General features: G+C 70.5%; 17 protein-coding genes and 4 pseudogenes. 8 read left to right on the top strand and 13 right to left on the bottom strand.

Translation table 11 applies throughout. The features are described from left to right. Positions 1-5: 5 nt before the first annotated feature. The 8 genes and pseudogenes from ACZ6ZP_RS18025 to ACZ6ZP_RS18060 form a co-directional block, all read right to left on the bottom strand. Complete coding sequence (locus tag ACZ6ZP_RS18025) at positions 6-1,043, bottom strand: replication-relaxation family protein (protein WP_383824491.1); 1,038 nt, start codon at positions 1,041-1,043, stop codon at positions 6-8. Next, a complete protein-coding gene (locus ACZ6ZP_RS18030) occupies positions 1,040-3,565 on the bottom strand; it encodes a type IV secretory system conjugative DNA transfer family protein (RefSeq protein WP_351166772.1) in 2,526 nt (841 codons plus the stop codon). Before ACZ6ZP_RS18030 ends, ACZ6ZP_RS18025 begins: the two co-directional genes overlap by 4 nt. Positions 3,566-3,594: 29 nt before the next feature. Beyond that, positions 3,595-5,562 carry a VirB4 family type IV secretion system protein gene (locus ACZ6ZP_RS18035; RefSeq protein WP_351166774.1) on the bottom strand — a complete coding sequence of 656 codons (1,968 nt, stop codon included), beginning with the start codon at positions 5,560-5,562 and terminating at the stop codon, positions 3,595-3,597. Continuing rightward, the gene (locus tag ACZ6ZP_RS18040) at positions 5,556-6,647 is read right to left on the bottom strand and encodes a PrgI family protein (RefSeq protein ID WP_366464966.1); all 1,092 of its coding nucleotides are present in this window, start codon (positions 6,645-6,647) and stop codon (positions 5,556-5,558) included. Before ACZ6ZP_RS18040 ends, ACZ6ZP_RS18035 begins: the two co-directional genes overlap by 7 nt. After that, a complete protein-coding gene (locus tag ACZ6ZP_RS18045; RefSeq protein ID WP_351166778.1) occupies positions 6,647-8,191 on the bottom strand; it encodes a TrbL/VirB6 family protein in 1,545 nt (514 codons plus the stop codon). The genes ACZ6ZP_RS18040 and ACZ6ZP_RS18045 overlap by 1 nt, the downstream gene beginning before the upstream one ends. Positions 8,192-8,480: 289 nt before the next feature. Then, positions 8,481-8,840 (bottom strand): pilin, encoded by a 360-nt coding sequence (locus ACZ6ZP_RS18050; RefSeq protein WP_351166780.1) that lies wholly within the window; start codon positions 8,838-8,840, stop codon positions 8,481-8,483. Between the two features lie 1,460 nt (positions 8,841-10,300). Continuing rightward, entirely contained in the window at positions 10,301-11,425 is a 1,125-nt protein-coding gene (locus ACZ6ZP_RS18055; RefSeq protein WP_351166782.1) for a DUF1206 domain-containing protein, read from the bottom strand. Beyond that, positions 11,382-11,678, bottom strand: a pseudogene (locus tag ACZ6ZP_RS18060) (PRC-barrel domain containing protein); the annotation flags it as partial. The gene ACZ6ZP_RS18055 and the pseudogene ACZ6ZP_RS18060, both read right to left, overlap by 44 nt. Before the next feature lie 585 nt (positions 11,679-12,263). On the opposite strand from ACZ6ZP_RS18060, the gene ACZ6ZP_RS18065 reads away from it, so the two are divergent. From ACZ6ZP_RS18065 to ACZ6ZP_RS18080, 4 genes are all read left to right on the top strand, one after another. Beyond that, a complete protein-coding gene (locus tag ACZ6ZP_RS18065; protein WP_228917866.1) occupies positions 12,264-12,467 on the top strand; it encodes a cold-shock protein in 204 nt (67 codons plus the stop codon). A gap of 346 nt (positions 12,468-12,813) precedes the next feature. Continuing rightward, positions 12,814-14,310 carry a DEAD/DEAH box helicase gene (locus ACZ6ZP_RS18070; RefSeq protein WP_351166784.1) on the top strand — a complete coding sequence of 499 codons (1,497 nt, stop codon included), beginning with the start codon at positions 12,814-12,816 and terminating at the stop codon, positions 14,308-14,310. A 46-nt stretch (positions 14,311-14,356) separates the two neighbouring features. Then, entirely contained in the window at positions 14,357-14,761 is a 405-nt protein-coding gene (locus tag ACZ6ZP_RS18075; RefSeq protein WP_351166786.1) for a CBS domain-containing protein, read from the top strand. A 49-nt stretch (positions 14,762-14,810) separates the two neighbouring features. Beyond that, positions 14,811-15,128: an SCO5918 family protein gene (locus ACZ6ZP_RS18080; protein ID WP_469407469.1), complete on the top strand. Its 318-nt coding sequence runs from the start codon at positions 14,811-14,813 to the stop codon at positions 15,126-15,128. A 110-nt stretch (positions 15,129-15,238) separates the two neighbouring features. Here ACZ6ZP_RS18080 and ACZ6ZP_RS18085 read toward each other — a convergent pair whose 3' ends face one another. The 3 genes from ACZ6ZP_RS18085 to ACZ6ZP_RS18095 form a co-directional block, all read right to left on the bottom strand. Further along, positions 15,239-15,598, bottom strand: a complete 360-nt coding sequence (locus ACZ6ZP_RS18085) for a hypothetical protein (protein ID WP_351174267.1) — start codon at positions 15,596-15,598, stop codon at positions 15,239-15,241. A 54-nt stretch (positions 15,599-15,652) separates the two neighbouring features. After that, positions 15,653-16,045 (bottom strand): ATP-binding protein, encoded by a 393-nt coding sequence (locus tag ACZ6ZP_RS18090; RefSeq protein WP_351174264.1) that lies wholly within the window; start codon positions 16,043-16,045, stop codon positions 15,653-15,655. Between the two features lie 597 nt (positions 16,046-16,642). After that, positions 16,643-18,007 carry an MFS transporter gene (locus ACZ6ZP_RS18095; protein ID WP_383824887.1) on the bottom strand — a complete coding sequence of 455 codons (1,365 nt, stop codon included), beginning with the start codon at positions 18,005-18,007 and terminating at the stop codon, positions 16,643-16,645. A gap of 1,586 nt (positions 18,008-19,593) precedes the next feature. Here ACZ6ZP_RS18095 and ACZ6ZP_RS18100 point away from each other — a divergent pair. Continuing rightward, positions 19,594-19,932: a helix-turn-helix domain-containing protein gene (locus ACZ6ZP_RS18100; RefSeq protein WP_351167911.1), complete on the top strand. Its 339-nt coding sequence runs from the start codon at positions 19,594-19,596 to the stop codon at positions 19,930-19,932. Between the two features lie 31 nt (positions 19,933-19,963). On the opposite strand, the gene ACZ6ZP_RS18105 is transcribed toward ACZ6ZP_RS18100, so the two are convergent. Together ACZ6ZP_RS18105 and ACZ6ZP_RS18110 are read right to left on the bottom strand one after the other, a co-directional pair. Next, a complete protein-coding gene (locus ACZ6ZP_RS18105) occupies positions 19,964-20,227 on the bottom strand; it encodes a hypothetical protein (RefSeq protein WP_351167909.1) in 264 nt (87 codons plus the stop codon). Between the two features lie 1,083 nt (positions 20,228-21,310). Continuing rightward, a pseudogene (locus tag ACZ6ZP_RS18110) lies at positions 21,311-21,574 on the bottom strand (DUF6415 family natural product biosynthesis protein); the annotation flags it as partial. Positions 21,575-21,601: 27 nt separating this feature from the next. On the opposite strand from ACZ6ZP_RS18110, the pseudogene ACZ6ZP_RS18115 reads away from it, so the two are divergent. The 3 genes and pseudogenes from ACZ6ZP_RS18115 to ACZ6ZP_RS18125 all read left to right on the top strand — a co-directional run. Further along, positions 21,602-22,031: pseudogene (locus tag ACZ6ZP_RS18115) on the top strand (XRE family transcriptional regulator); the annotation flags it as partial. A 122-nt stretch (positions 22,032-22,153) separates the two neighbouring features. Then, positions 22,154-22,931 (top strand): annotated as a pseudogene (locus ACZ6ZP_RS18120) (transposase family protein). 433 nt (positions 22,932-23,364) lie between these two features. Beyond that, positions 23,365-23,991, top strand: a complete 627-nt coding sequence (locus ACZ6ZP_RS18125) for a hypothetical protein (protein ID WP_351167905.1) — start codon at positions 23,365-23,367, stop codon at positions 23,989-23,991. Positions 23,992-24,656 lie beyond the last annotated feature (665 nt).

Genomic DNA, 24,656 nt, shown 5'->3' on the forward strand with positions numbered 1-24,656 from the left:
GGGGTTCACCCTCCCTGGCCATCGATGGGGGGATTGCAGATGCCGGGGCCGGCCGGCGGCAGGATCTGGTGCGCGGGGGCGCTGGCGGCCTCCTGGTTCGGGGCAGCCGGCAGCGGCGTCAGGTGGGGCCAGGCGGCGGGCAGTTCGTTCAGGCGCAGGCGCCGCTGCGGGCAATCCCGTGCGGGCAGGGGCAGCCAGCGCGCGTCGGCGGGGCTGGGGCCGGCGCCGGGGAGCGGCTCGGCGCAGGCGGTGGCCAGCGGTACGGAGGCCGGGTCGGCGAGGGCTTGCAGCGCTGCGGCCAGGGCCGGGCGCAGGCGGGCTTCGCGCTGCGCGCTCGGTGTCCAGAGCAGGACCGGGGTGGTGATGCCGGTGCGTTCGGCGAGGCGGGCGTAGCGGGGCAGCTTGGCTCCGACGCGGGTGGCCGGGCGTTCGCTGCCGCTGTCGTATTCCAGGAACCATTCCAGCTCCCCGGGCCCCTCCCGCCAGCGGCCGTAGGCGTCGGGGAGCACGATGTCGCCGAAGTGCTCGCGGCAGCGGGCCTCGGACCACCATGCGGTCAGCCGGCCGCCGCCTGGCCGGCTGCGCGCGCCGGCGCTCAGCGCGGTGAAGAAGCCGTTGGTGCCCACGAGGTGGTCCAGCTGCAGGGAATGGGCCACGCCGATGCTGTGGTCATGCCGGTAGCGCAGGGCGCTGATCTCCACGCCGTCCTGGCGGGCCAATACGGCCGCTCCGGCGACGTCCAGGACGTAGTGCATGGGGGCGGAGCCGTAGGGCAAGAACGGCTGGAAGCGGTCCAGGACACGCCATTTGTAGAGCTGGAGCAGGCGTTGGTTGGCGGCCCGTTCGGAGGGCCAGGCCAACTCGGTGATCTGGTGGGTGGTCAGCACCCGGTGCTCGAGGAGCAGGCGGGCCAGCCAGCGATCGCGGGGGGTGAGGCGGGGTGCGAGGCGGGCCAGGTGTTCGCCGGTGGCGGCGATGCGGCTGCCCGGGCGCTGGGGGCGGTGGCCGCGCAGGGAGCGCTGCGGCCTGGGGTTGGTGATCACGGCGGTTCGCCTCCTGGAGGTGGGGTGCGTGCGGGTGGGGCGGTGCGGCGCGGGTCCACGGGCCCAGGGCCCGGGGGGCGCGGGCCGGGTGGTGGGGGCGCTGGGCGGGCGTTGTGGTGGGCGGCGGCGCGGTTGCGCCGGGCCAGGCCGGGGGTGGGCGGCGGCAGCGGCTGGGTGAGGGCGGTGAAGGCGGGGACTTCGGCGCCGTGCAGGACCAGACGCACCACCGCGTGGAAGGCGTCGAGATGGGACAGGTCGTGCTCGCCCAGACGGGGCTGGGTGTGGCGGGCCAGGTGGCGGGCGTCCTCGGGCGACGCATTGAAGAAGATCTTGGTGCGGGCGTTGGTGCTGATGCCCTCGGCGAGCTCGGGGGGCAGCTGGCGCAGGTACTGGTGGGCCAGCGTCATCGACAGGCGATAGCCGCGGGCCTCGGCGAGCATGTCCTGCAGCGGGTAGGGGAGGTTGAGGAAGTGGTGGGCCTCATCCACATACAGCGAGGCGTCGGGGCGCTGGCTGGGGCGCAGGCGGGCCCGGCGGGTGGCGGCCTGCCAGGTGCGGGCGACGATGACCGAGCCGACCAGGTGGGCGGTTTCGGCGCCCAGGGTGTCGCGGGCGATGCGCACCAGGCAGATCCCGCCGTGGTCCAGGACGTGTTCCATGTCGACGGTGGAGGGGCCCCCGGCCAGCGCCTCGCGGACGAAGGGGCGCAGCAGAAAGCCGCGCAGCTTGTTCATCAGCGGGGCGGTGACCTGGGCGCGGGCAGGGGTGGTCAAGTCCTCGTACCAGGACCAGAAGCCGCGCAGCACCTCGTCGTGGATCTGACCTACCGCGCGGCGCCGAAGGGCGGGCACGGACAGCAGGTGGGGCAGGTCGGTCAGGGTGGGGGTGCCCGGCAGCGAGCGCAGCGTGAGCAGGCCCGCGCGCAGGATGTCATCGGTGCGCGGGCCCCAGGAGGAGGCGTAGACGCGGGAGAAGATCGAGACGAGGTTGTCGACGGTCCGCGCGGCGTCCTGGCCCTCGAGGGGGTTCAGGACGGGTGGGTGCAGCTTGCTGTCGGCATCGAAGAGGACGATCTTCTTGCCGAGGTCGGCGGGCAGCCGGGCCAGGATGTCGGCGACCAGATCCCCCTTGGGGTCGATCACCACCTGCCCGCGCCCGGCGCCGGCGTCGGCCAGGACCAGGTGGCCCAGCAGCTCGGACTTGCCCGATCCGGTGGCGCCCAGGATGTGGGTGTGGTGACGGGCGTCGTCGATGCGCAGGCCGACCGGCCGCGGCCGCCCGGTGTCGGTCAGCCCCAGGGGCTTGGCCGCGGGGCCCGGGCGGGCGATGCCCGGCGGCGGGGGCACCGCGCGGGCCCCGGCGCGCTGCAGGCCGGGCACGGCGTGATCCCACGGCAGGTGGGCCACGGCCGCCAGTTCCGCCACCGACAGCAGATCCCCCCGGCCCAGGCGCCGTTGGGCGAACTGCTCCAGCAGTCGGCGCGGGCGGGTGCGGCGGTAGAAGTTGTGCTCGGTGTAGGGCGCAAAAGCGCTGGCGATCGCGTGGGCGCGGCCGCGCAGCAGAGCGCGGACCTGGCCGCGCTCCTCCGTGCCTGCCTGGTGGGCGGCGGGGCTGGTCACCGCGTAGCGGATGCGGGTCTCGTACTGCGCGCCCCGCTGTTTGGCGACGATCGCCCGGTCCGCCGCCGAGGTCTCCAGGACGGCTTGCCGATTGGCCGCGGCCGGATTGCGCACCGTGCGGGGCCGGCCGGGGGTGAGCCCGTCCAGCAGCCGTGCCAGCACCGGCGTGGACGCGGCGGCGCGGGTGCGCCGGGCGCGGCGCCGGGCGTTTATTACGCGCCGTCCGGTCACCGGCCGGGCCAGGATCTGCACCACCGCCCGTTCGCCCGGGGCGAGTCCGGCCGGCGCGCCGAGCAGCGCGCGCAGCGGGTCGAGGGGGAAATCGGTACGCAGCGGCAGGGCCTCGCAGCGGGCCAGCCGCAACTCCCCGGTGGCGGCCTGCAGTCCCGCCGTGGGGTGGGGGGTGGCGGGGCGGCTGTGCGTGTGGGCGCCGGGCCAGGCCGCCTCGATGGCCCGCTCGACCAGGCCCGGCGGGATGCTGCCGGGCACCCAGAGCTGGATGCGCACGCTGTCGCGGTCGATGACGTACTCCCAGGCCAGATGCGGCTGCCCGGACAGCACACGGAGCCAGGCCGGCCGCAGCAGGCCGACCAGGTTGGCCCACAGCGCTGCGGCGCCCGCGGCATCGACCTGGGGCGGGGGCAGCATCCCGACCAGCCGCGCGTTGTGCATCAGCACCCGGTGACGCCGGCGGCTCCACCACCGGCGGATGCCCGCCACAAGCCCGGCGGCCAGGAACAGGGCGCCCAGTGTGAGCAGTCCCCACTGGCGCAGCAGCCCCGCCAGCTGGTCCAGGGCCAGCCCCGCCGCGCCAGCAGGATCACGCAGGTATCGCTCCCACGGCGAGGGCGGCGCGGCGAGGTGGGGCCCGGCGCCGGGCGCCGGCGGCAGGGAGCGAACCATCACAGAGCCTCCTTTCCGCGGGGGAGGGGTTAGACGGGATCCAGAAAGATGTGTCCGTAGGCATCGGTCTCGAGCTCGGGCACCTCGCCCCCCTTGGCCTCGTGGTTCCAGACGGCGTCGGAGTCCGGGCCTGGTTGCGGCGGCGCCTGCTCCTCGGCGGTGTAGGCGGCGAGCTCGGCGGGGTCACTGGTGACCAGGTGGTGCTCGGTGGGCGAGGCCACGCTGTGGAAGGCCACGCGCTGGCTGCCGGCCGACAGCAGGCCCTGCCCGCGATCGGCGGTCAGCAAGAACTGCCGTTCGCCATCGGACAGGTGGAAGCTGCGGGTGATCTCGTCGATGGCCTGGGGGGCCTGACGCAGCAGGATCTGGGTGGCGGCATTGGCCACCACCGCCTTGCCCAGATCCGTGCCGAGGACGTCGGCGATGTCCTGGGTGGCCACCGTCAGCCCGGCCCAGTGCTTGCGGCTGGCCTTGGCCATCCGGAAGAGGAAGTCGGCGCCCGCCGGCTCGCGCATCAACAGCCATGCTTCGTCGACGACGACCAGCCGCGGCGTGCGCAGCGCGGGATCGCAGACGTGGCGCCAGATCGCGTCGAGGGTGAGCAGGGTGCCGATGGCTTTCAGCTCATCGGGCAGGTCGCGCAGCGAGAAGACGACCAGATGGCCCTCGGTGCGGCGGGTGCTCGGTGCGGCGAACAGGCCGGAGAAGGCGCCGGCCGTGTACGGGTGCAGCCGGGCCGCCAGCTCCACGGCGGTGGCCTCCCCGCTGTCGTGCAGCACCTTGGCCAAGTCCCGCAGCAGTGGCGGCGGGCGCGTCCAGCTGCGCGGATCGGCCGTGATCCCCGCCCGCTGGTAGGTGGCCACCAGGGCCCGGTCCAGGGCGGCCCGCTGCCCGGGGGCCAACGGCGCGCCCAGCAGCACGCCGATGACGGTGTGCAGGAACAGCGAACGGCGCACCAGCGCGTCTTTGGGGGCGCTGCGCCGCCCGTCGGGCCGGGTGTGCAGCGGCAGGTCGAAGGGGTTGAGCCGCACCCGCTGTGCGCCTAGCGGCACACAGGTGCCGCCGACCGCTGCGGACAGGCGCGCGTATTCGTCCTCGGGATCGATGACGTGCACCTCGATCCCGCGATACAGCGAGCGCAGCAACTCCAGCTTGACCAGATAGGACTTGCCGGCCCCCGAGCGGCCCAGGACGACGGAATTGTGGTTGTCCAGCGCGAAGCGGTCCCAGTGCACCAGGCCCTGGCTGCCGATGTTGTATCCGTAGAGCACCCCGCCCGGCGCGGAGACCGAGGCCGGGTCGGCGGAGGGCAGATCGGGGCTGGTGAAGGGGAACGCGGCGGCCAGCGCTCCGGTGTCGAAGGTGCGGCGCATCTTCACCGGGTCCAGGCCCATCGGCAGGCAGGTGACCCAGCCCTGCAGGCTGCGGTAGGTGGTGGGCTTGGCGTCCAGAAGCAGGCTGGCGGCCAGCGAGCGCACCGCGGCCACCTCGTCGGCCAGCTCCTGGCGCCCGGCGGCGTGCACGGTCAGATACAAGCCCAGCCGGTAGAGCTTGCCCTCCCCGCGGGCCACCCGGGCGGAGAGATCGTAGGCGTCCTCGGTCGCGGCCTCGACGTGCGGATCCAGCAGGCGGCCCCTGTCCTGGCTGTAGCGGCGGCCGGATTCCAGGCGGGCCAGCTGCCGCTTGAGCCGGCTGGCGGCGGTCACCGGATCGATCGGCTCGATGTGCAGCGAGACATCGACCCGCCCGGGATAGGTCAACAGCGGTGCCAGCCAGCCCGGGTGCACCTCGCGGGGGTAGCCGGTCACCGCGAAGGAGGCCACCCACTCGGCGCCCACCTCCAGATGCCGTGGCGCGACGATGAGGGAATCGGGCACAAACGCTGCTCCCGGCGCCGGCGCCGGGGCCGGGGTGCGGGCGGCGGTGCGCGTGCTGTTGGCCAACCGCTGCCGGAGGGTCTGTGCGGGAGCAGGGCGGCCGTGACGGGGCTTCACCATGCCTCCTCCTGCGGCTGTTCGGCTTCCTCCGGGCTCAGGAACCCGTCCGCGGTGATCACTGCGTCGGCTGCGGCGAGCGAGGCGGAGGGGGCAACCAGGCTGTCGGGGTTGCAGGCCGCGCCCAGGACGGCGGTGGCCTGCGCGCAATCCAGCGGCACCACCGACAGGCCCAGCGGGGTGAGCAGTTCGGCGGCCTCGTCCAGGCGCCGCATCAGCCGCGCCCCGGCCGCCCGCCGCCCCGCAGCACCGTCTGCCGGTGCGGGGGCGCTGTCCCTGGTGAGGGCGCGTCCGGAGAAGGGGGACATCCCCTCGAGGTCCGCGGCAGTGGTGCGGCCCTGGCCCCACGGCTCGCGCAGGATCAGCAGCACCTGGCGGCGCAGCAGGTTCACCTCGCGCCCCAACTGCTGGACGTAGTCGGCGTGTTCGCGGGCCGCTGTTGCCAGTGCGGGATGGGGCAAGGCGGCCGCGTAGTCGCGCAGTTCGCCGATCTGCACCGACAGATCGAGGCGTTCGGCGCGGATGAGGATCTGCACGGGAGCCGTCAGCGAGTGCAGATAGCGTCCGAAGGCGGTGACCAGCGCTTCCTGCTCGGCCGGGGTGCGCAGCGCAAAGTTCACGGTGCCGCAGACGGCCACGGCGGCCACCCCCTCCCCTCCCAGGTCCACCAGGCCCATCTCCGTGACGTGCTGGGCCGGCAACGGCAGTGCGGTGGTGGAGAGCGCCGGGTCGGGCGCGTTGTTGTGTTCGCCGTGTGCGCGCTCGGCGAGCCAGGCGGGCGGCGGGGCGATGCCCTCGGGCGCCTGAACGTAGCGGCGCGGTGCCAGGCGCTGGCGGACGGCGGCCAGCGCGAGGCGATCCAGGGAGACCCCGTCACGCCTGCCGAGCGCCAGCAGCACGGCGCAGCCGGCCAGCGGCAGGATCAGGGGCAGGAACACCCATCCGGGCAGCAGGCTGCGCAGAGCCGCCCAGGCGGCGTACAGCAGAAGGCCGGTGACGGCCAGGATCAGCAACTGGCGGGCGTTAAGGCCGCCCAGCACCGTGTCCTCGCGCTCGACGTCGGCGGGTATCCGCACCGGCTGCGTCATCACAAGGTCCCCTCTGAGCGCCTCGGTCGAGGCGGTGAGCTGAAGAACGCCGGTGGCGGCGCGAACTGCCGGGGCAGGGGCGGGCGCGCCGGGGGCCGGCGCACGGGCTCGCGGAAGGGCGCCGCAGCCGGTGGCCCCGGGGTGCGCCGCGGCGGGGCGGGCGGGGGCACGGACGGCGGCTGGAAGCGGGCCCGCGCCGGGGCGGGAGACGCGGGGAGGGAGCCCCGGCGCGGAGCAGGGATGGTGCCTGGCGTGGAACGGACGACCGGCGGCTGGAACAGGGGGTTTCCGGGCGCGCGGGTGGGCCGGGCGCCCGGCATCGGCGTCGTGCCGGGCGCCCGGGGGGTCGGCGGCTGGCCTGGTGCCTGGAAGTGCGGCATCGGCGGAGGGCCAGGGGCGCGCCCCACCACAGGGGCAGCAGGGCGGCCGGGCGGGCCGGCCGGGGGCGGACCCTGGTGGGGTGCCAAGAACAGCGGAGGGCCGGGGGGCCGCAGCGGGCCGGGGGATGTGCGACCGCCGGCGCGCTGCGGGCCGCCGACGGCTGCCTGGCGGCGCCGCGCGCCGACCGGCGCCAGGCCCCGGCCGTCGGCCGAACCCGAGGGGAAGGCCGTGGAAGGAGGGCCGCCGCGCGCTGCCCGGCCGCCACCACTGCGCCCCGCTGTGCCGCGCAGCAGCCCGAACGCCCGGTACATCACTACGGCACGCACCAGCCGGCCGGCGAACGAGCGTCCGTGGCCCACCCGCACCGAACGCAGAACCCAGAACGGGATCTTGAAGAGGATGTACATCAGCGCCAGCACGATCAGAACGCTGACCAGGCCGCTCTGCGTCGGGCCGAACGGGCTGAAGTTGCCCGGCGTCAAGAACACCCGGATCCCCACCACCAGCGCCATCGACTGGGCGACCTGGATGGCCAGCAGACCGGCGAAGGTCCGCCACCACCAGCGGGCGACCCCGTCGGTGAGGGGCAGGGCATGGCACATCAGCGCCAGCGGAGCTCCGGCGATGAGCAAGATGGTCAGGGCCACCCGCACCACATAGGTGATCAGAAGGGCCACCAGGACGGCGGCGACCACGCCCCACATCAGGATGATGAAGATGTTGCTGCCGGGAGCGAACCGGCTCAGGACGAATTCGCGCAGCGCGGTACCCGCCGATTCCTTGTCCAGACCTCCGCCCAGGACCGCCAGGGACAGCGCGTTGGCCAGATCCACCGCCTTGCCGGCCACGATGAGCGAGAGGCCAGCGGCCAGGAAACCCAGCGGGATCCGCGGCCCCAGTTCCCGCAGCGAGTACCGGGCCTGCACAGACCCGTAGGTCATCAGCAGGATCCCGGCCACCATGACCAGCAGCGAGTAGACGCCGAGCGTGATGTGCCAGGCATCGGTCCACAACTCCCCGACGCGCGGCAGCGAACCGGGCGTGGGCGTGGTGAGCAGCGTGTCCCCCAGGAGCTTCAGCACGGGCTCCAGCGCCGCACTCACCAATCCCTTGAAGAAGGCGTTGATGGCGGCGGTGACGCCCTCCGCAATCCAGTCGATCACGCCGGCCCCCTGAGGCCGTGCGCTGGCGCCTCCGCGGTGCGCGCGAGGACCAACGCGCCGACGGGGAAAGGAAGACAGGGGCGCGTCGGGACGGCGCAGGCGTCCGCACCACGCCAGGGCGGCCCTGCGGCGGGCGTGTGCCGAGCCGGCGCGTTCAGGCCACTCGTGCCCGAGAGCAGTGCCGGGCAGGGGCGCGGGCCTGGCGGCGCATGGAGCCGGTGGCGGCCGGGAGCACCGGCCGTGCGCCGCCGACCGGGGTGACGGGAGGTGGCATCAGGAATCATGATGCTCACGCCCCGACAATGCCTTTGAGGATGGCCACGACGAGGGGTGCCAGGGCGGCCAGCCCGTAGCCCCACCCCGCGCTCTTGAACGCGGTCTTGGCCTTCTCGACCTCGCCCGGGTCTCCGCCCGCCATCACGTAGCGGACACCGCCGACGGTCAAAAAGACGGTGGCCAGCCCGGCCAGCACACCCATGATCCAGTTGCGGATGTTGTCGAGGACTTCGTTGACGGACTTGGCCAGCGCCAGCACCGCCCCGGGCTCCGCGGCGTACGCGCTGACGGAGCAGAGGGCACAGAGGACCACGACCATCGAGCCGACCACCAACGGCCGGCGTGCGGGGGAACGAACAGAGGGCAGGCGCATCGCGGCAACCTCCCAACGGAGGGCGGAGGGGCGGGCACAGGGGGAGCAGGGCAGCGCCCCACGGAAAGAGGCGGGATTCTGCGGCTGTGCAGGGCTGACGAAATTCGACGCGGTATTTGTGTACGTGGCGGCGGTCCGCGTGAGCGTGCTGCCGGCCGACACGCGCGGCCGGCTCCTGCGTGGTGAGGTAGGCCTGCAGGCGGAGCTCGGCGTGATGGCGGATCTGATAGACGGCGGTCGCAGGCGTCGTGGGTCCGCGCCCAGTCCGGCACGGAGTCCTGTTCCAGTCGGATGCGGCCAATCAGGTCGGCGTCGGTCCGGGTCCGGACTCCGACCCGGGTCGCGCGCGCCGGCACCAGGTCGGGATGGCCCCACGGCGGCTTCGGCGGAGCCGAGGCGAAACCGGGCGTGACGGTCGGGGCGAAGCACTGCGCAGATGTCTCCAGCGGCAGCGGTGTAGCGGCGAGTTGACGGGCGCAGGCCCTGGACCCGCGCTGGCTGCCAGCCATGGTGCGCCTCCCTTGAACAGCAGGGGTGAGGTCTCCAGCAGGAGGCCCGCCCGACAAGCACCGACCAGCGGGCGCCTACAGAAGAACGTGCGCGGACCGTCGATCGGCGGGACGCAAGGAAGGACGCTGTGGGAGGGGGTGCCGACTCGGAGGCCGGGGGAGGGGTGCTGCGACCTGCGTTTTAGTCATGCCGTAGCAGCGCGGACCGGACCCTTTGAGCGCGGGCCGCAGGCCGTCGCGATCCACCGGTGCGGTGCACAACGACTGTGATCGGTGCGCGACTTCGCCAGCCCGTGTCAAATCCGGGGCTGATTCCGGCCTCTATAGGCAGCAGGGCGCCGCGCAGCAGGAGCGAAGGGGGGCGCAGATGACGCAGCCACCTCCCCCATCACCGGGGCACGCCGACGCGGGCCGGGCAGCAGGTGCGCCTCTCGAGGGCGTCTTGCACGCCTGCCAGTCCCACACGCCCGTATTCGGGGGGACAGCGTGGGCCTACGGCGGGCGGTGCGCGGACCTAACGGCGGCAGCTGCGTCGGTGGGCGGACTGAGTCGGACTGTCACCGCGTGCGGGGGCCTTCGTCCCGCAGGCATCGTGCTGCACCAGCACAGCGCCGGAGCGGCATCCCGGACCCGACCCGGACCGGTGCTGCGGACACCAGTCGGTCTGCCATCGGTCCGGCATCGGACCGGCACGGACTGCGGTGCGCCCGGGTCCGGACCGTTTGGCCACCGCATTACGACCCGGGCGCACGGCGTCTGCTGCCTGGCTCTGTGCCGCGCGAGGGCAGCCATCTTTGCACGGCCGCGCCGCGCCGCGCCGTGGCGTGCGCGTCGGTGCGGCAGGCAGGGCGGAGGCGACCGCCGCGCTCTCCGGCTGGACCTGCCTCGAGCCCTGCGTGCGTGACCGAGCTGAAAGGAGCCCTTTCCATGATCTCTGAAGGCCGTCCCGCGTCATCCGCCGGTCTGCACGGGCTTGCCGTCGCCAGCGCCGCTGCCCACGCCGAGAGCCCTTCGACTGCTCACGGACGCGGTGTGCTGCCCGTCGAGCAGCGCGTGACGTTGCGTGCGGTGACGGGCATCGCCGGCATGGTCGTCGGCCTGACGTTTCTTTTCGGCTTCGGCAACGTGTGGACGCTGGCGTTGAGTCTGGGCGTGCCGCCGTGGGTGGCACCGCTCGTGGCCCCGGCCGTGGATCTGTCGGTGCTGGGCCTCTTGCTGGCCATCCGCCATATGGCGCTGCACGGCGCCGGGCCAGACCAGATGCGCCCCGCCCGCCGGTTGCTGATGTTCTCCGGCACGATGACGTTGGCGCTGAACGTGGCGGCTCCCCTCCTGACGGGCCAGTTCGGGAAGGCCGCCTTTGATGCGGTCGGCCCGTTGCTGCTGATCGGCTGGGCCGAGGTCGGCCCCGGCATGCTGCAGACCCTCAGCGGCATGCAGCGCAAGAATGCGCCTGCGGGCGGCCTGGGCGAAGCGATGGCGACTGCCCGGCCCGAGGGCCCCGTCGAGAGCCCTCCAGCCGCAGTCTCCCCGGGGGCGGGCGCGGAGGAGGCCGCCGAGGCGACGGCCGACGGGGATGACTTGCTCGAGCGGGCCCGGCACGAGGATACCCGCCACTGGGCCGCGTGCCAGCGGCCGATCTCGGCGGAGACGCTGCGTAAACGGCTGCACGTCGGGGCGGCCAGATCCCGGATGCTGGTGGCGATGGTACGGGCCGACGCGTACGGGAGGCCGGGACGCGACAAAGGGCTGTTCCGCGATCTTCGCCAGCGCACCCCGACGGTCGGCGGACTTCCCGCCGCTAGCGAGCGCCAGCTGGATGGCCAGGGCGCCGATGAGGACGTACACGACACCCCGCGCAGAGAAACCCGCCCGACCCGCGGTGGACAGCGTCTGGTTCTCCGCCGAGGGCCGGGTCGCGGCACCGCCGGTCCGCTTCTGACTGGATACCTGGGATGACGTCACGATGTCTCTCCTTGCCGCATGGCCAGGCGGTGAGCGTCTCGGCCCGCCGAGTGGCCGCTTGGTGTGATCAGCGCCGGGCGAGTTGTCGCACGCCGCGGGTGCCCGGCTCATAGGTCAGGCCGTAGTGCTGGAAGACCGCGGCTTCCTGCTCGGCCGGGAGCACGTTGTCCGTGCCGATCGAAGGGGCCTTGCGCACCAGCGACTTGGCGTAGCGGATCTTGAGGTAGCCGGGTCCGGCGATCGCCTCGTCCTGGGAGACGAAGAGCGGCCGGTGGCGGGTCGGCAGCCCGGTGCGCACTGTGGCCATGGCTGGCTCGTCGGTGGTGGTGTCGACGTATACCGCTTCGAGGATGCCAATCTTGTGGCCTCACCAAGCAGGGGGACCGGCCATCTGGCTTGGCAATGGAAAGCAGAGACTGCAGGCTCCGCCTACCCCACTCGCTCTCAGCGGCGTGTCGGTCCATTCGCCGGCCCGTGTGGCAGCCCGCCGCCGACACAGATCCGCAGGCGGTCGACGGGGGAGTAGTCGTGCCACGGGATTCTCCGCCCTCAGCGCTGCTGGATGCCCTCTGCAAGGCGATCCTGCGGCCAACCGCGCACGTCGTCGCGGCCCCTGGCGGCCCTTCACAGTTGGCGACTCTTTCTGAAACATTGCACTCCGGGCGAATCAATATCTGTGCCCGAGAGGTTAGGGTTTTATGAAACCCGCAGGGAGAGTTTTTGCCGCGGTGAGCGGAGTGGAATTAGGTAACGCGCGCAGGCGGCTGCAGCGTGCTAGTGTCGATCTCAGTTGCAGTTGTGGTTCCCAAAGCTTCGAGTGCCCTCACCTGGCTTCTGTCGGTGGGAGCGCTTTTGTATTTCCGGTCATTTTCCGGACGGGGTAATCATCGCGGCAACACGGCGTCCGCACAGTGTGGATTCCGATGTACTGCCCCAAAGGAGATATGACATGGCTGCTGGTACCGTGAAGTGGTTCAACTCGGAAAAGGGATTCGGCTTCATCGAGCAGGACGGTGGCGGCGCTGACGTGTTCGCCCACTACTCGAACATTGCCGCCCAGGGCTTCCGTGAGCTGCTCGAAGGCCAGAAGGTCACCTTCGATATCGCGCAGGGCCAGAAGGGCCCGACGGCCGAGAACATCGTTCCGGCCTGACGCTGACGCGGACTGTGTAGCTGGGGCCCGCATCCCTCGGGGTGCGGGCCCCAGCTACACGCATTTTCCGTAGAGCTTGCACCCGGAGGGCTGCGAGGGGGGGGATCCTCGGGCCTCGCCATACGCGGGTTCTCCTTCAGCGGTGCAGGCGCATCCTGCAGAGCCACACCGCGGTCGACGCCCGGATTTTAAGTCCCCGTTGCGTCACCCATTCAAGTGCCTGTGCCGCGTGGATTTCCGACGGCCAGATGTGCTTTCTTTTGCCATCGGTTCATACCTGTAATTCTCCACGCCGCTCATTGCTGCGGGAATTCCTTGATATGTGCCACATCGAGGAAGGTTCCGCATGAACCACACCCGTACGAACGACCGCTCTGCCCGCACCCGTAATGGCACTGCCGACGCCGGGAATGGTGGCAGTCGCTTCGGCTCGCAGGCGCCGCGCCGTTCCGGCGGCCCGGCCCGTTCCGGCGGTTACGGCCGTCGGCCCGCCGCGGTGCAGGGTGAGTTCGCGCTCCCCAGGACGATCACCCCCGCGCTGCCTGCTGTTGAGGGGTTCGCCGATCTCGACATGCCCGAGCAGCTGCTGGCCGAACTCGGCAGGCAGGGCGTGAGCGCACCGTTCCCGATCCAGGGCGCGACGCTGCCGAACTCCCTGGCGGGCCGTGACGTCCTGGGCCGCGGGCGCACCGGTTCCGGCAAGACCCTCGCCTTCGGCCTCGCCCTGCTGGCCCGCACCGCTGGGCGGCGTGCTGAGCCCCGCCAGCCGCTGGGGCTGATCCTCGTACCGACGCGTGAGCTGGCGCAGCAGGTGACCGACGCGCTCACTCCGTATGCCCGCTCCGTCAAGCTGAGGATGGCCACGGTGGTGGGCGGGATGTCGGTCGGCAAGCAGGCCGGCGCGTTGCGAGGCGGGGCCGAGGTCGTCGTCGCGACCCCGGGCCGGCTCAAGGACCTCATCGACCGTGGCGACTGCCGACTGAACCAGGTCGGCATCACGGTCCTGGACGAGGCCGACCAGATGGCGGACATGGGGTTCATGCCGCAGGTCACCGCGCTCCTTGACCAGGTGCGTCCGGAGGGGCAGCGGATGCTGTTCTCGGCCACCTTGGACCGAAACGTCGACCTGCTGGTGCGCCGCTACCTGACCGACCCAGTCGTGCACTCGGTCGACCCGTCGGCCGGTGCGGTCACGACGATGGAGCACCACGTCCTGCACGTCCATGGCGCCGATAAGCACGCGGCAACGACCGAGATCGCCGCCCGCGACGGCCGCGTGATCATGTTCCTGGACACCAAGCACGCCGTCGACCGGCTGATCCAGGACCTGCTCAACAGCGGGGTACGGGCTGCCGCGCTGCACGGTGGCAAGTCGCAGCCGCAGCGCACCCGCACGCTGGCGCAGTTCAAGACGGGGCACGTCAGCGTGCTGGTGGCGACCAATGTCGCGGCGCGCGGCATCCACGTCGACAACCTCGACCTGGTCGTGAACGTCGACCCGCCCACCGACCACAAGGACTACCTCCACCGCGGCGGCCGTACGGCCCGCGCGGGCGAGTCCGGCAGCGTTGTCACCCTGGTGACACCGAACCAGCGCCGCGGCATGGTCCGCCTCATGTCGGATGCCGGAATCCGGCCGCAGACCACGCAAGTCCGTGCGGGCGAGGAGGCGCTGAGCCGGATCACCGGAGCCCAGACCCCGTCCGGCATCCCGGTCGTCATCACCGCACCGGTGGCCGAACGCCCCAGGCGCAGCGCCTCCTCGTCCCGAGGCCGGCGCCGCCCCGGTTCGGCGGCCCGGCGCGCACCCGTACGCCGGCCCGTCATCGATGCGGCGGCCTAGAACCTTCGTGATCAGGAAGCTGACCCATCTCTGCAGGAGGCACCTTTTGACGCTGGTTCAGATGCAGCCCCGCCCGACGAGCGCCGACCCCGTGCACGACACGAGGGTCGAGGCCAGGGACGCGGCCGGACCGCAGGTCTGTGACGACATGAGTGTCGAGCTGGCGCTTTCCGTCATGACCGCCGCCCGCACGGGCCGGCTAGTCGTCTGCGATCAGGACGGCCGGCGCACCGGCCTGGTCATCCGGAGCGAACTCACCGCCGTCCACGAGGACTCCGCCTACACGGACCGTGTGCTCCTGCGCGACATCATCGGCGATCACTGGCCGTCCATCTCACCCGTGACTGCTGCCTCCGGCGCCGAGCACGTGTCGTGCTCCCGCCCGCTCGGGGCGCTGCCGGTGGTCGAGGGGCAGGGAAGCGCCTTGGGCGTCCTTGCCTGCTCCCGCTGAGCTGCCTTTCCCAGGTCGGACCGTTCGCTCCTTCTCCCTGTGAGGTCACATGCGTTGTGTCATCGCCCGCTTCCCCTTCGACCTCACCAAGAGCGGCGTACTGGAATCGATGAAGGGCTTCAAGCCTGAACGGGCCGGTGGCGATTCGGTGATCATCGGTCGCCGCCACTACCCCGTCAAGCAAGTCGGCCAGATCATCACCCGCCAGGACCGGCGTGACTTCAGGGCCGCCGAAGTCCTTCGGGCCATGGCTCAGCTCGGCTTCACTTGCCGCGCCCTCCCCACGGCAGCACCGGCCGCACCCGTACGCATGCTCAACTCGGTACCGCAAGTCTCCGCGATGCTTGGCACTCCTGTATCCGTCTGAAACGGAGGAAATAGGTACGAGCCGGTACCTGGACAGCAGCAGTGTGGGCCCGACCGGCGCGAGCCGGTCGGGCCCACACTGCGTGCAGTGGGTTCTTGCTGAGTAGCTGTTCAGTGGTCGGAGTAGCTGAAGTCGCCCACGGTCCAGGCGTTGATGTCTTCGATCGCCACGCGGTACATCCCGCCCGTCTCGGGGATCCCCACGGTTCCCTGCAGGATCCGGGCGACATGGAAGTGCAGATACGTGGGTGGCCCGTCCCTCTTCGCGGGGGCGTCGAAGACGGCGGAGAAGTCTGCCAGGCGGTCCGAGTCCGTCAGTACTTCCGACACCCGCTGCCTCCACACCGCTTCGGGAGCAAGGCGGCCGGTGATGACAGCACCACCGGTGACAACGGTCAGGGACATCTGGTTGCTCTGCCCGGATTCCACCAGGGCGGCGACGTCAACGAGCAGCTCGTCAGGCTTCGACATGTGGAAGATTATATTCGCCGGCCGGCCAGCTGCTTGAGCGGCGGTGCTGGGGTGCTACCGGGGAAGACGGGCGCTCACGGTCTTGCCGCCACAGGCCCGGCGGGTGACCGCGGTGGAGCGGGCGAGGCGGTTGACCATGGGCCAGCCGAAGCCCCCGGTGCCGCCGTTCAGGTCAGGGGTGCGCATGCGCGGCGCATGCCGGCTGGAGTCGTGGACGGCCACCTCGATGGTGTCGGGGTGCGCGGTCAGTTCCCACGTGCAGCGGCCTACGCCGTGGCGCAGGGCATTGGTGACGAGTTCGGACACGACCAGGACCACGGTGTCCGCCGCGTCAGGGGCCAGGGGCGGCTGGCGCAGGCATTCGAGGAAGACCCGCGTCGTATCGCGCGCGTCGGCAACCGCCGTCGTGGAAGGGTCGGTTGTGGCATTGACGGCCATCACGTTCATCAGGGCTCCCGGTCTCTGATCGTCCGTGCCCGGCCTTTGCCGTTCCGATCTCTTTGCCCTACCCCTCCACCCGCAAACAGGCTGGGCCCCAGTTCTTGCCGGAGAAACAGGCACGCGGGCGAGGGCTCAAGAGTCACCGCGGGCCCGGTGATGGGCTCGTTGAACTTCCCCACCCTGCGCTCGAAGGTGGGACAGACCTGCTCACCTTGTCTCCTCACTTGAAAGCCGCCGACATGGCGCGGGGCGCATCAGGTGATGCTTGCTGCCCGCCCCGCCCCGGTCGACGGGACTTCGTCCGGTCTTGACTCGCCCTTCAACGCGGGTGCGGGAGGGCCGTCGATCGCGGCGGGAAGTCCGCGGCGTTCGCGCTGCGGACTTCCCGGCCAGGAGGACCTCGTGGAGCCGGGGCCACATTCTTGCGTCGGTCCACTCTGTCCACTCGGACCACTTGGCCAAGCGGCGTCAGCAGGTCATGCCGGAGCCGACACCGAGTTACTGCGGCAGGTGCTCCCAGGCGATCCCGGTGGGGAGCGCGAACGGGATGCCCTGGAACACCATCCGGGCCGGAGTGGCCCAACGACCACGGAGATCGCTTCGTCAGGGTTTCTCAGGCGTCTTGGCCATGGCCGCGACCAGCGCAGCGAGGAGCAGGACGCCCGCCGACCACCAGGCCGCGACGGTGAAGCCGTGCACCATACCCTCTCCCGTCCCCAGCCCCAGGCCCGGGCTCCGGGACGGGTGGGCGTCGATGTAGCGGGTGGCGGCGGACGACGCGAGCGTGTTCAACAGGACGGTGCCCAGGGAGCCGCCGATCTGCTGGAAGGTGGAGACGGTCGCGGACGTCACTCCGGCGTCCTTCGGGGCGATCCCGGCGGTCGCCGTCGCGTAGACCGGCATGAACGTCAGTCCCATGCCCAGGCCGAGCAGCACCAGCGCGGGCAGCACCCCGGTGGTGTAGGCGGAGTCCGTACTCAGGCGGGTCAGGAGCAGCATGCCGATGGCCGCGAGGAGCATGCCGGGGGCCATCAGGTTGCGGGGGGCGGTGTGGGGCAGGAGCCGGGCGGCGATCTGCGTCGCGCCGATGACGATCGTGACGGACATCGGCAGGAACGCCAGTCCGGTCCGTAGGGGTGAGTAGTCGAGGATGGCCTGGAGGTAGTAGGTCAGGAACAGGAAGGCGCCGAACATGGCGACGGTGGCCAGGCCCATCGTCGCGAGCGCCGCCGCACGGGTTCTGTCCCTGACGATGTGCAGCGGCAGCATCGGATGCTTGGCGTGGGACTGCCACCACACGAAGACGGTGAGCAGGACCACACCGGTCGCGAACAGGGTCAGGACCAACGGGTCGGCCCAGCCGGCGGATTCTGCGTCGCTGGAGCCGTACACGATCGCCACGAGCCCGCCGGAGGCGAGAAGCGCGCCGGGGACGTCGAGGCGCACCCCGCGCTGGCCGGGGCTGTCCTTGAGGAGGGCCAGCGCGCCGCCGAGGGCGGCCAGCGCGATGGGGACGTTGACGTACAGGCACCAGCGCCAGGTCGCGTACTCGGTGAGCAGGCCGCCCACCAGCAGCCCGATGGCGCTGCCGCCCCCGGCGAGCGCGCCGTAGATCCCGAACGCTCTGCCGCGCTCGGCGGGGTCGGTGAACGTCGTCGTCAGCAGTGACAGTGCGGAGGGGGCCAGGACGGCCGCGCAGGCCCCTTGCAGGGCCCGTGCCGCGAACAGCGTCCCGGGGCCGTCGGCCGCGCCGCCGAGCGCGGAGGCGGCGGCGAAGCCGACCAGGCCGATCATGAAGGTGCGTTTGCGGCCTACCAGGTCGGCGATCCGGCCGCCGAGGAGGAGCAGGCCGCCGAAGGCCAGGGAGTATGCGGTGATCACCCACTGCCGGTTCGCATCCGACATGCCCAGTCCGTTCTGGACGGAGGGCAGGGCGATGTTCACGATCGTTCCGTCGAGAATCACCATGAGCTGGGCGCCTGCGATGACGGCGAGGGCCCACCACCGCTTCGGATCGGGCAACTCGGCCGCATTCGCGGTGGTGTGGGGGACCGGCGTGGGCACGGTGTCCCCGGGGGAGGACTGCTTGGTCAAGGCGACCACATTCTGTGTCGGAGGTGTAGGAGCAGACGCGCGGTCCTACAACCCGGGACGCGACACAAGGGATCGCGAGAGCAGCGGACACCACCATGAGGTGCCGCAAGAGGGGGAGAGTCCTACCGCGCGCCGAACGGGGGCACACGGCTGGGGGCAACTATGGCCGCAACACTCGGTGTCCAGTTCCAATCCATGTTTCCCACCTCCTCCCGGCCGGGCACGCGGTACGCATCGACGCCGAACGCGCCGGATGGTGCGGCAGGGGCCCCACCGCACATGACCTCCGACAGACTAGGTCAGCCAGCCGGGGACGCAAACGGATTTACCCAGCGCCTGGGGACGGGCTTCTGACGCTTCGACAAGCAAAGTCGCGCCGTGCCCAGCCAGAAGGCTGCGGCTACGAAGCCCTGACCGTTCTCTTGCGGCTGGTGACCGGTCCCTACCGGCGCCCCCGACCCTCGTTGCCATCAGCGACGAACTGGGGAAGGAAGAGCATCACTGGCCGAATTCATAGATCCTCATCACCGGTGAAGCAGAACCTCGTCGAGGCGCTGAGGCGGCAGCCAGAGCTTCAGTCTGCGGACTGTGGCACCGCCACCGGCCTCACAGAAAGCTCGCCGGGCTGCTCTGCCCATGGGTCACTCCGCGCGGCGGCCCCTGAGCTTCGGGGATGCCGCGACCATCCATGGACCAGTCAAGGCGGGTTACCTCACCTTCAGGCACGCAGAAATCTATCCCCGCTGGAGTAGACATTAGGTGGCGGTGTCGCTATGGTTTCTCTCGTAGCCGAGATCAAACAAGGCCCGGCAGGGACGAACTGGCGGGCAGCAGCACACGTAGTTGCAGTACGCAGGACGGTGCGGTGGTGGAGTTCCGGAGCCAGGGTTGTTGCATGACGGCGACGGGACTGACGGCCGGACCGGGTGGCCCGCAGTGATCAGGGGCCGCCGTGAGCAGTACCGCAGTTGAAGCAAGTGCATTACCTGTAAGTGCAGTTCGCAGTACCCGGCAGTGAAGTTAAGTGAGCGGTACCTCGGTGAAGGCGTCGGCTGCGGGCGCGCGCACCGGGAGGTTCGGCAGTGGGGTTCTAAGCCAGAGCAGACGCAGGAGAGGCGACGGGGCTGGCTGCCGAAGAGTGGCGCTATGAAAGGCCACCAGTAGTTCGCATCACCAGCAGTAGGTAAGTGATTGATCCCAGAGGGAAGAAACGGAGGAGTTGAGCGCCATCAGGATCGCCCGGGCGGAAGTCTTGAGCCCGGGTACCGCAGGACATCGTTAGTGAGGTGGTCTCCGGTCACGCATCCGCGATCCGAGCAGCCCCGACAGCTTTTTGGTCGGGTCTGTGGAAACAGAAGGCCGACGCAGTATCAGGGTCGGCAGATGGTGTAGCAGTTCCTTCGGGGCCCGGGTGCCATACGGCACCCGGGCCCCTCCACGCGTTCCATAGAGAGGTGCAAGTGACAGCAGACGACTCGTTTGGCCGTCTCGATGACGACGACTACCCCGCCTACACGATGGGCCGGGCAGCTGAGATGCTCGGCACCACCCAGGGCTTTATGCGCGCCATCGGAGAAGCTCGCCTCATCACCCCGCTGCGTTCCGCGGGCGGCCACCGCCGCTACTCGCGCTACCAGTTGCGCATCGCGGCCCGTGCCAGGGAACTGGTGGACCAGGGCACCCCTATCGAGGCCGCCTGCCGCATCGTCATCCTCGAAGACCAACTCGAAGAAGCCCAGCGCATCAACGCCGAACACCACCGCGCCACCGGAACAGCGAACCCGACGACCACAGGCTGAATGAGTGGGCGGAGACGCGCGGCTTCCCGGCTCAGGCGTGGGCGGTGTCGGCGGGTGCGTCGGCTGGCTTGGCGTCGATGGGGGGGCAGTTGGCGGCGATCTCGTTCAGCGTTTGGGTCTTGAGCTTGTTGGCGGTGAGCTTCCAGCAGAGCTTGGTGGAGACGCAGTCGGCGGCGTAGGTGCAGTGGGCGTCGGCTGCCGAGGGGTAGCCACTCGGCCAGGCCCTGCTGCGGATCGGTCCGAGTGCCCGCGTTGTGGTGCCCTGCCTTGTGGCGCAGCCGCGGAGAAGCCGCATCGGTCGTGAAGCAACTTGAACCAAGGCGCGGGTCTGTGTGCCGTATATCGATCGGCCGGAGTCAGGTTAAGGATGTCCCTTGAGCTGGGAGTGAGCATGCTCAGTGTTTGTGGGTGGGGATGCTGCGAAGGGCGGGAGGATGGATGGGTGCTGTCCCGGGTCTGGGGTCTGACTCAGCGGCTGTCTGACCGAGGTGTCTTGATGTCACAGTGTCGGCTGTTGGCCGGGGACGGTGCGTTGTCGGTGCCGGGCTGGCGGGGTGCGTCCCGATGGGGGCCCGCCGACTGTTGTGGCGGCTTCACGATTCTGACCGCCTGACGCGGCCCGGTACCGGCAACGCGACGCGCCGTCGGACCGCAGAGGGGACGGGCGTGTCCAGTTCGCCCCTGTCCAGTACGCCGCCCGCTCTGCAGACCTATCGTCGTCGCCCTGCGGCGGAGGTGGTGGTGGGAGTGGATACGCTATCGGGCCAGGAAGTGGGAAGCCGTGAGGCGGCCCGGGAGGTCTTCCACCTGGTCATACAGTTACAGCCAGTACCCCGCTCATAGGGGCTGTGACATCGGTTAGACGCCAGAGAAACGAACACGGAGGAGCCCCGATCCGAATGGGTCGGGGCTCTTGGTCGTTCTGGACGCCGTGTGTCACCTCTGGACGCGACTAGAGCCCCGGTGTCTTCCTCCCCCTGGGCCCTGGAGAGGGTGACGTAGCCGAGGCTCTGCCAGCGTTCTTGTGTGATCTTGCTCAGGCGGTAATCGGGTGTAGCGGGCTAGAAGGGCGCGCGGGGGCGCCCCTCGGGTGCTGGCTCTGTGTAGATAGGCCAGTGCGCGAAGCTGTCGCTGCTCGCATTCCGTTGCGGGGCGGAGGGCCCTGGGGTCCACTGGCCACGTCAGGCCAGCAGGACGGATGAGGGTGACACGCGCACCCTCGAACCCGTTCACGTGAGCGGGCATCTCGTAGCAGTGGTCGTAGACCGCCGTCCCCACGCAGAGTTCGTTGCGGTGGGCTCGGCGCCCAGAAGAACCCGCTCTTTCGGGTCTTGGATCACGTCGCCGCACGGGCGGCAGATGGCCAGGCTGGGAGCTGTCACGCGCGATCACCCCCGAGATTCTCGAAGTGATCTGCCAAGGCGTTCAGCACGCGAGCGAGCTTCTGCGCGTGAGCGATACCGGCGGGCAGTCCCGGACGGGCTTCCGTACCCAGCTTCATCCTGGCTTGGCCGATGCACGCGAGAGCGCACGCGCGGGGGACGGCGTCCTCGGCAAGCTTCCAGGCTGCTGACTCCACCTCCGGAATGGTCAGCATGATGTGACCCCGGAGCGTCAGGGTCAGGGTGTCGAGTTCCTCCGGGGTAGGAACGTCGGCGTCCTACCCGATTGGACCCAGGCACCTGCGTTCTCCCAGGTGCTCCGGCGTAAGACCAAGCAGGTCGTGCGTGTGCGCTTCCTGCTGGGGGACCCGGACGGAGAGGTCACCCGCCAACGTGAGGTCATCGAGGATGTTGCACTGACGGTCTCCACGCGCATCCACATGACCTTGGAAGAGTTGAAGCGCATCGGGGACCTGGACGGCTTGGAAGTCCACTTCAGCGCGCCGGAAGACGCGGTGAACCACGTCTCTCTCGGTCTTCCGCTTCGATGATCAAGAGCTTGTGACTCCTCACCTGGCACGGCTCGTTGGCCATGACTCGCCCCTCATGCACCTTCGCAGGGTCAAGGAAGGCGGCATGTTCGACCGCTTCTCAGAGCACGCAGAGGAACTGTGGTCCAGGTCCAGGTCTAGGCCCGTGTCAGAGTCGGGTAGCTGAGACCGGACAACACAGAGAGGCCTACCGCCCTCCGGTAGGCCTCTAGCCATATTCTCAATAATCGTGTGTTCCGGGCGCCTAAAGGGTGTTGCACAAGGCTGCGAGCTGGGCATTTCCCTTGTATGGCTGGGGTGTTGAGCGCTGAACGGATGTGGGTGGAGACGTTCACCGGGCTGCGGGTGACGCAGTTTGCTCGCCTGCTCAAAGCGGTGCGGGAGCGTGGTGGCAACGGCACGATGCAGGGTCGGCCGTGGAGCCTGCCACTGGCGCAACGGGTGCTGCTGGTCGCGGTGTACTACCGGACGAATCTGACCATGCGGCAGCTGGGATCCCTGTTCGGAGTGTCGTCGTCCACCGCTTGTCGGGTCATTCAACGTCTCGGACCGCTGCTGGCGCTCGAGCCTGTTTCGCGTCGGGCCGATGCCGCGGACCGGTTGTGGATCGTGGACGGCACCCTGGTCCCGGTCCGCGACCGGCACGTCGGTTCCTCCAGCCGCAACTACCGCTTCTCCGCGAACGTGCAGGTCATCGTGGACGCCGACACCCGTCTCGTGATCGCGGCGGTCCGGCCAGTGCCGGGCACCACCGCGGACGTCCACGCCTGGCGGGCTTCCGGCCTGGCCGAGCACTGCCAGGACGTGACGGTTCTGGGCGATGGCGCCTACCTCAACTGCGGCATGGTCGTCCCGCACCACAAACGCCCCCGACGCAAGCTGTTGTTGGGCGAGGAAGCAGACAACGCCGCGCACCGCACGGTCCGCGCGCGGGTGGAGCATGTGATCGGTGATCGGCCGCATGAAGAACTACAAGATCCTCCGCGGCTGCCGGCAACACGGCAACGGCCTCCATCACGCCGTCCAGGCCGTCGCCCACATGCACAACCTCGCGCTCGCATCATGACCAGAAGGCTGCTATCACACACCCTGACCTGCGCAAATACAGCCTTGTGCAACACCCTTTAGGCATGTCACGCGGTGGTGGCGCGCTCTGCCCCTGGCCATGCCAATCAAGACACTCCGTTTGTCCGACAACCTCTTGACAAGCAGGACGAACAGCCTCTGGAACCACGGCCGCACGTTCGGCGGTTCCAGTGGCCGGGAGCGGCAGCGATCGCGGCCTGCCCGCAGCCAGCAAGTGTGGACGGGGCAGCGTCGCGACCCACCGCGCGCCCTCGCAGCGCCGGGGCACGCGGGTACCACTGCCTACTCTGAGCGTCCTTCTGCCCGCCCTGCTCGCGAGCCGCTCAAGCCCCTCCTACCAGCGGGTTTCCAGCCTAGGTTGGCCTTAGTCAGTCGGTAAGTTTCTTCGGCTGCACAACCGAAAGGCGTACCCCATGCGCATTACGCGCACCACCGCCATTCCCCGGACCGCCCTGATCGCCGCGGTCGCTGTTCTCGGCCTCGCCGCGACTCCCGCTCTCGCTCTTGCACCGGCCCAGGCCAGTGCGGGTAGTACCCCCAACCGCGTCAGTTCCGCCGCCGTCGGCCTGCCCGGTGCCAATGGCGCCAACGGAGCGGGGATCTTGGGCGGCGTCGGTGGCCTCGGCGGAGCCGGTGGCGCCGCTGGTGCCAACGGCAATGGCGGCACCGGGGGAGCCGGAGGCAGCGGCACCGGCCATGGGAGCACCGGCGGCGCCGGTGGCGCGGGCGGTGCGGGCGGCGCCAACGGCAACGGCGGCGCCGCGGGTGCCGGCGGCAACGCGGCCCTCGGGGGCACGGGCGGCAAGGGCGGCGTAGGCGGTGCCGGCAACGCCGGTGCTGGCATCAATGGCGGCAAGGGCGGCAAGGGTGGTGCCTCCACCGTCGGCGGCGGCCACACGGGCGGGGTCGGCGGTGCGGGCGGTGCGGCCAGTGCGGTGTGCCCGGGCAAGCCCGGCGGCAACGGCACCGCCGCCACGGTGAGTGCGGACGGCACAGCCGGCGCCACCGGCGCGGCAGGCAAGACCACTCTCCCCTGCTGAGCGGACCGCCAGGCTCGAGCTCCGGCTCCTTTGCGGGCCGGAGCATGCTGGCCGGCCGTAAGCCCCAGGAGACGCACATGACGGGGCGTGGTACCTGATCGCTGCTCCTCACTGACGTGTAGTGAGCGAGGACAGACAAGCGCTCGGCTGGGAACTTCCAGCCGAGCGCTTCACCTCGGCGCACTGGTATGGGCAAGGGAAGTCGGAAGCGCTGTCCCAGCGCAGCGTCTCTGCAGACACCCGGTGGGCCCCCCACCGGCCGCCGTCTGCGGCGGTGGTTCGACAAGCGTGGGCAGGCCACCCGCATGCGTCGGACACGTGACGACGTGGCTCCCTACCCGTTGCCCGGAAAGTTCCCCGGCCAGCCCCGCAACGCGAAGCAGCATCCATGCTGCTGCAACACCACTCCGTGCACGTCCTTAATGCCCGCAACACCGCCATGGAGGAGTTCTTAGTCCTGACCTCCGCCATGCGAGCGGCGGTTGATGCGGCGGCCCTGCCCCGCGCGGCTGGAGATCGACTCGCGTGAACCCGTCGGGGCGCTCACGGACTTCACCGAGGACGGCGGCCCGAGCAACTCGTAGGCCAGAAGCACCGATGCGGCCCGGTGACCAGGACGAGTCGGGTTGGTAGGTGTGCCACTCCATGACGAGTTCGGGCATGAG

It is taken from the genome of Streptomyces sp. NPDC054047 (genome assembly GCF_055585065.1).

What these genes read in the sequence shown, in the direction of transcription:
- ACZ6ZP_RS18030 (WP_351166772.1), bottom strand. Translation starts at nt 3,565, where the DNA reads ATGGTTCGCTCCCTGCCGCCGGCGCCCGGCGCCGGGCCCCACCTCGCC.
- ACZ6ZP_RS18035 (WP_351166774.1), bottom strand. Translation starts at nt 5,562, where the DNA reads ATGGTGAAGCCCCGTCACGGCCGCCCTGCTCCCGCACAGACCCTCCGG.
- ACZ6ZP_RS18040 (WP_366464966.1), bottom strand. Translation starts at nt 6,647, where the DNA reads ATGACGCAGCCGGTGCGGATACCCGCCGACGTCGAGCGCGAGGACACG.
- ACZ6ZP_RS18050 (WP_351166780.1), bottom strand. Translation starts at nt 8,840, where the DNA reads ATGCGCCTGCCCTCTGTTCGTTCCCCCGCACGCCGGCCGTTGGTGGTC.
- ACZ6ZP_RS18055 (WP_351166782.1), bottom strand. Translation starts at nt 11,425, where the DNA reads ATGAGCCGGGCACCCGCGGCGTGCGACAACTCGCCCGGCGCTGATCAC.
- ACZ6ZP_RS18065 (WP_228917866.1), top strand. Translation starts at nt 12,264, where the DNA reads ATGGCTGCTGGTACCGTGAAGTGGTTCAACTCGGAAAAGGGATTCGGC.
- ACZ6ZP_RS18070 (WP_351166784.1), top strand. Translation starts at nt 12,814, where the DNA reads ATGAACCACACCCGTACGAACGACCGCTCTGCCCGCACCCGTAATGGC.
- ACZ6ZP_RS18080 (WP_469407469.1), top strand. Translation starts at nt 14,811, where the DNA reads ATGCGTTGTGTCATCGCCCGCTTCCCCTTCGACCTCACCAAGAGCGGC.
- ACZ6ZP_RS18085 (WP_351174267.1), bottom strand. Translation starts at nt 15,598, where the DNA reads ATGTCGAAGCCTGACGAGCTGCTCGTTGACGTCGCCGCCCTGGTGGAA.
- ACZ6ZP_RS18090 (WP_351174264.1), bottom strand. Translation starts at nt 16,045, where the DNA reads ATGAACGTGATGGCCGTCAATGCCACAACCGACCCTTCCACGACGGCG.
- ACZ6ZP_RS18095 (WP_383824887.1), bottom strand. Translation starts at nt 18,007, where the DNA reads ATGGTGATTCTCGACGGAACGATCGTGAACATCGCCCTGCCCTCCGTC.
- ACZ6ZP_RS18105 (WP_351167909.1), bottom strand. Translation starts at nt 20,227, where the DNA reads ATGCGGCTTCTCCGCGGCTGCGCCACAAGGCAGGGCACCACAACGCGG.
- ACZ6ZP_RS18125 (WP_351167905.1), top strand. Translation starts at nt 23,365, where the DNA reads ATGCGCATTACGCGCACCACCGCCATTCCCCGGACCGCCCTGATCGCC.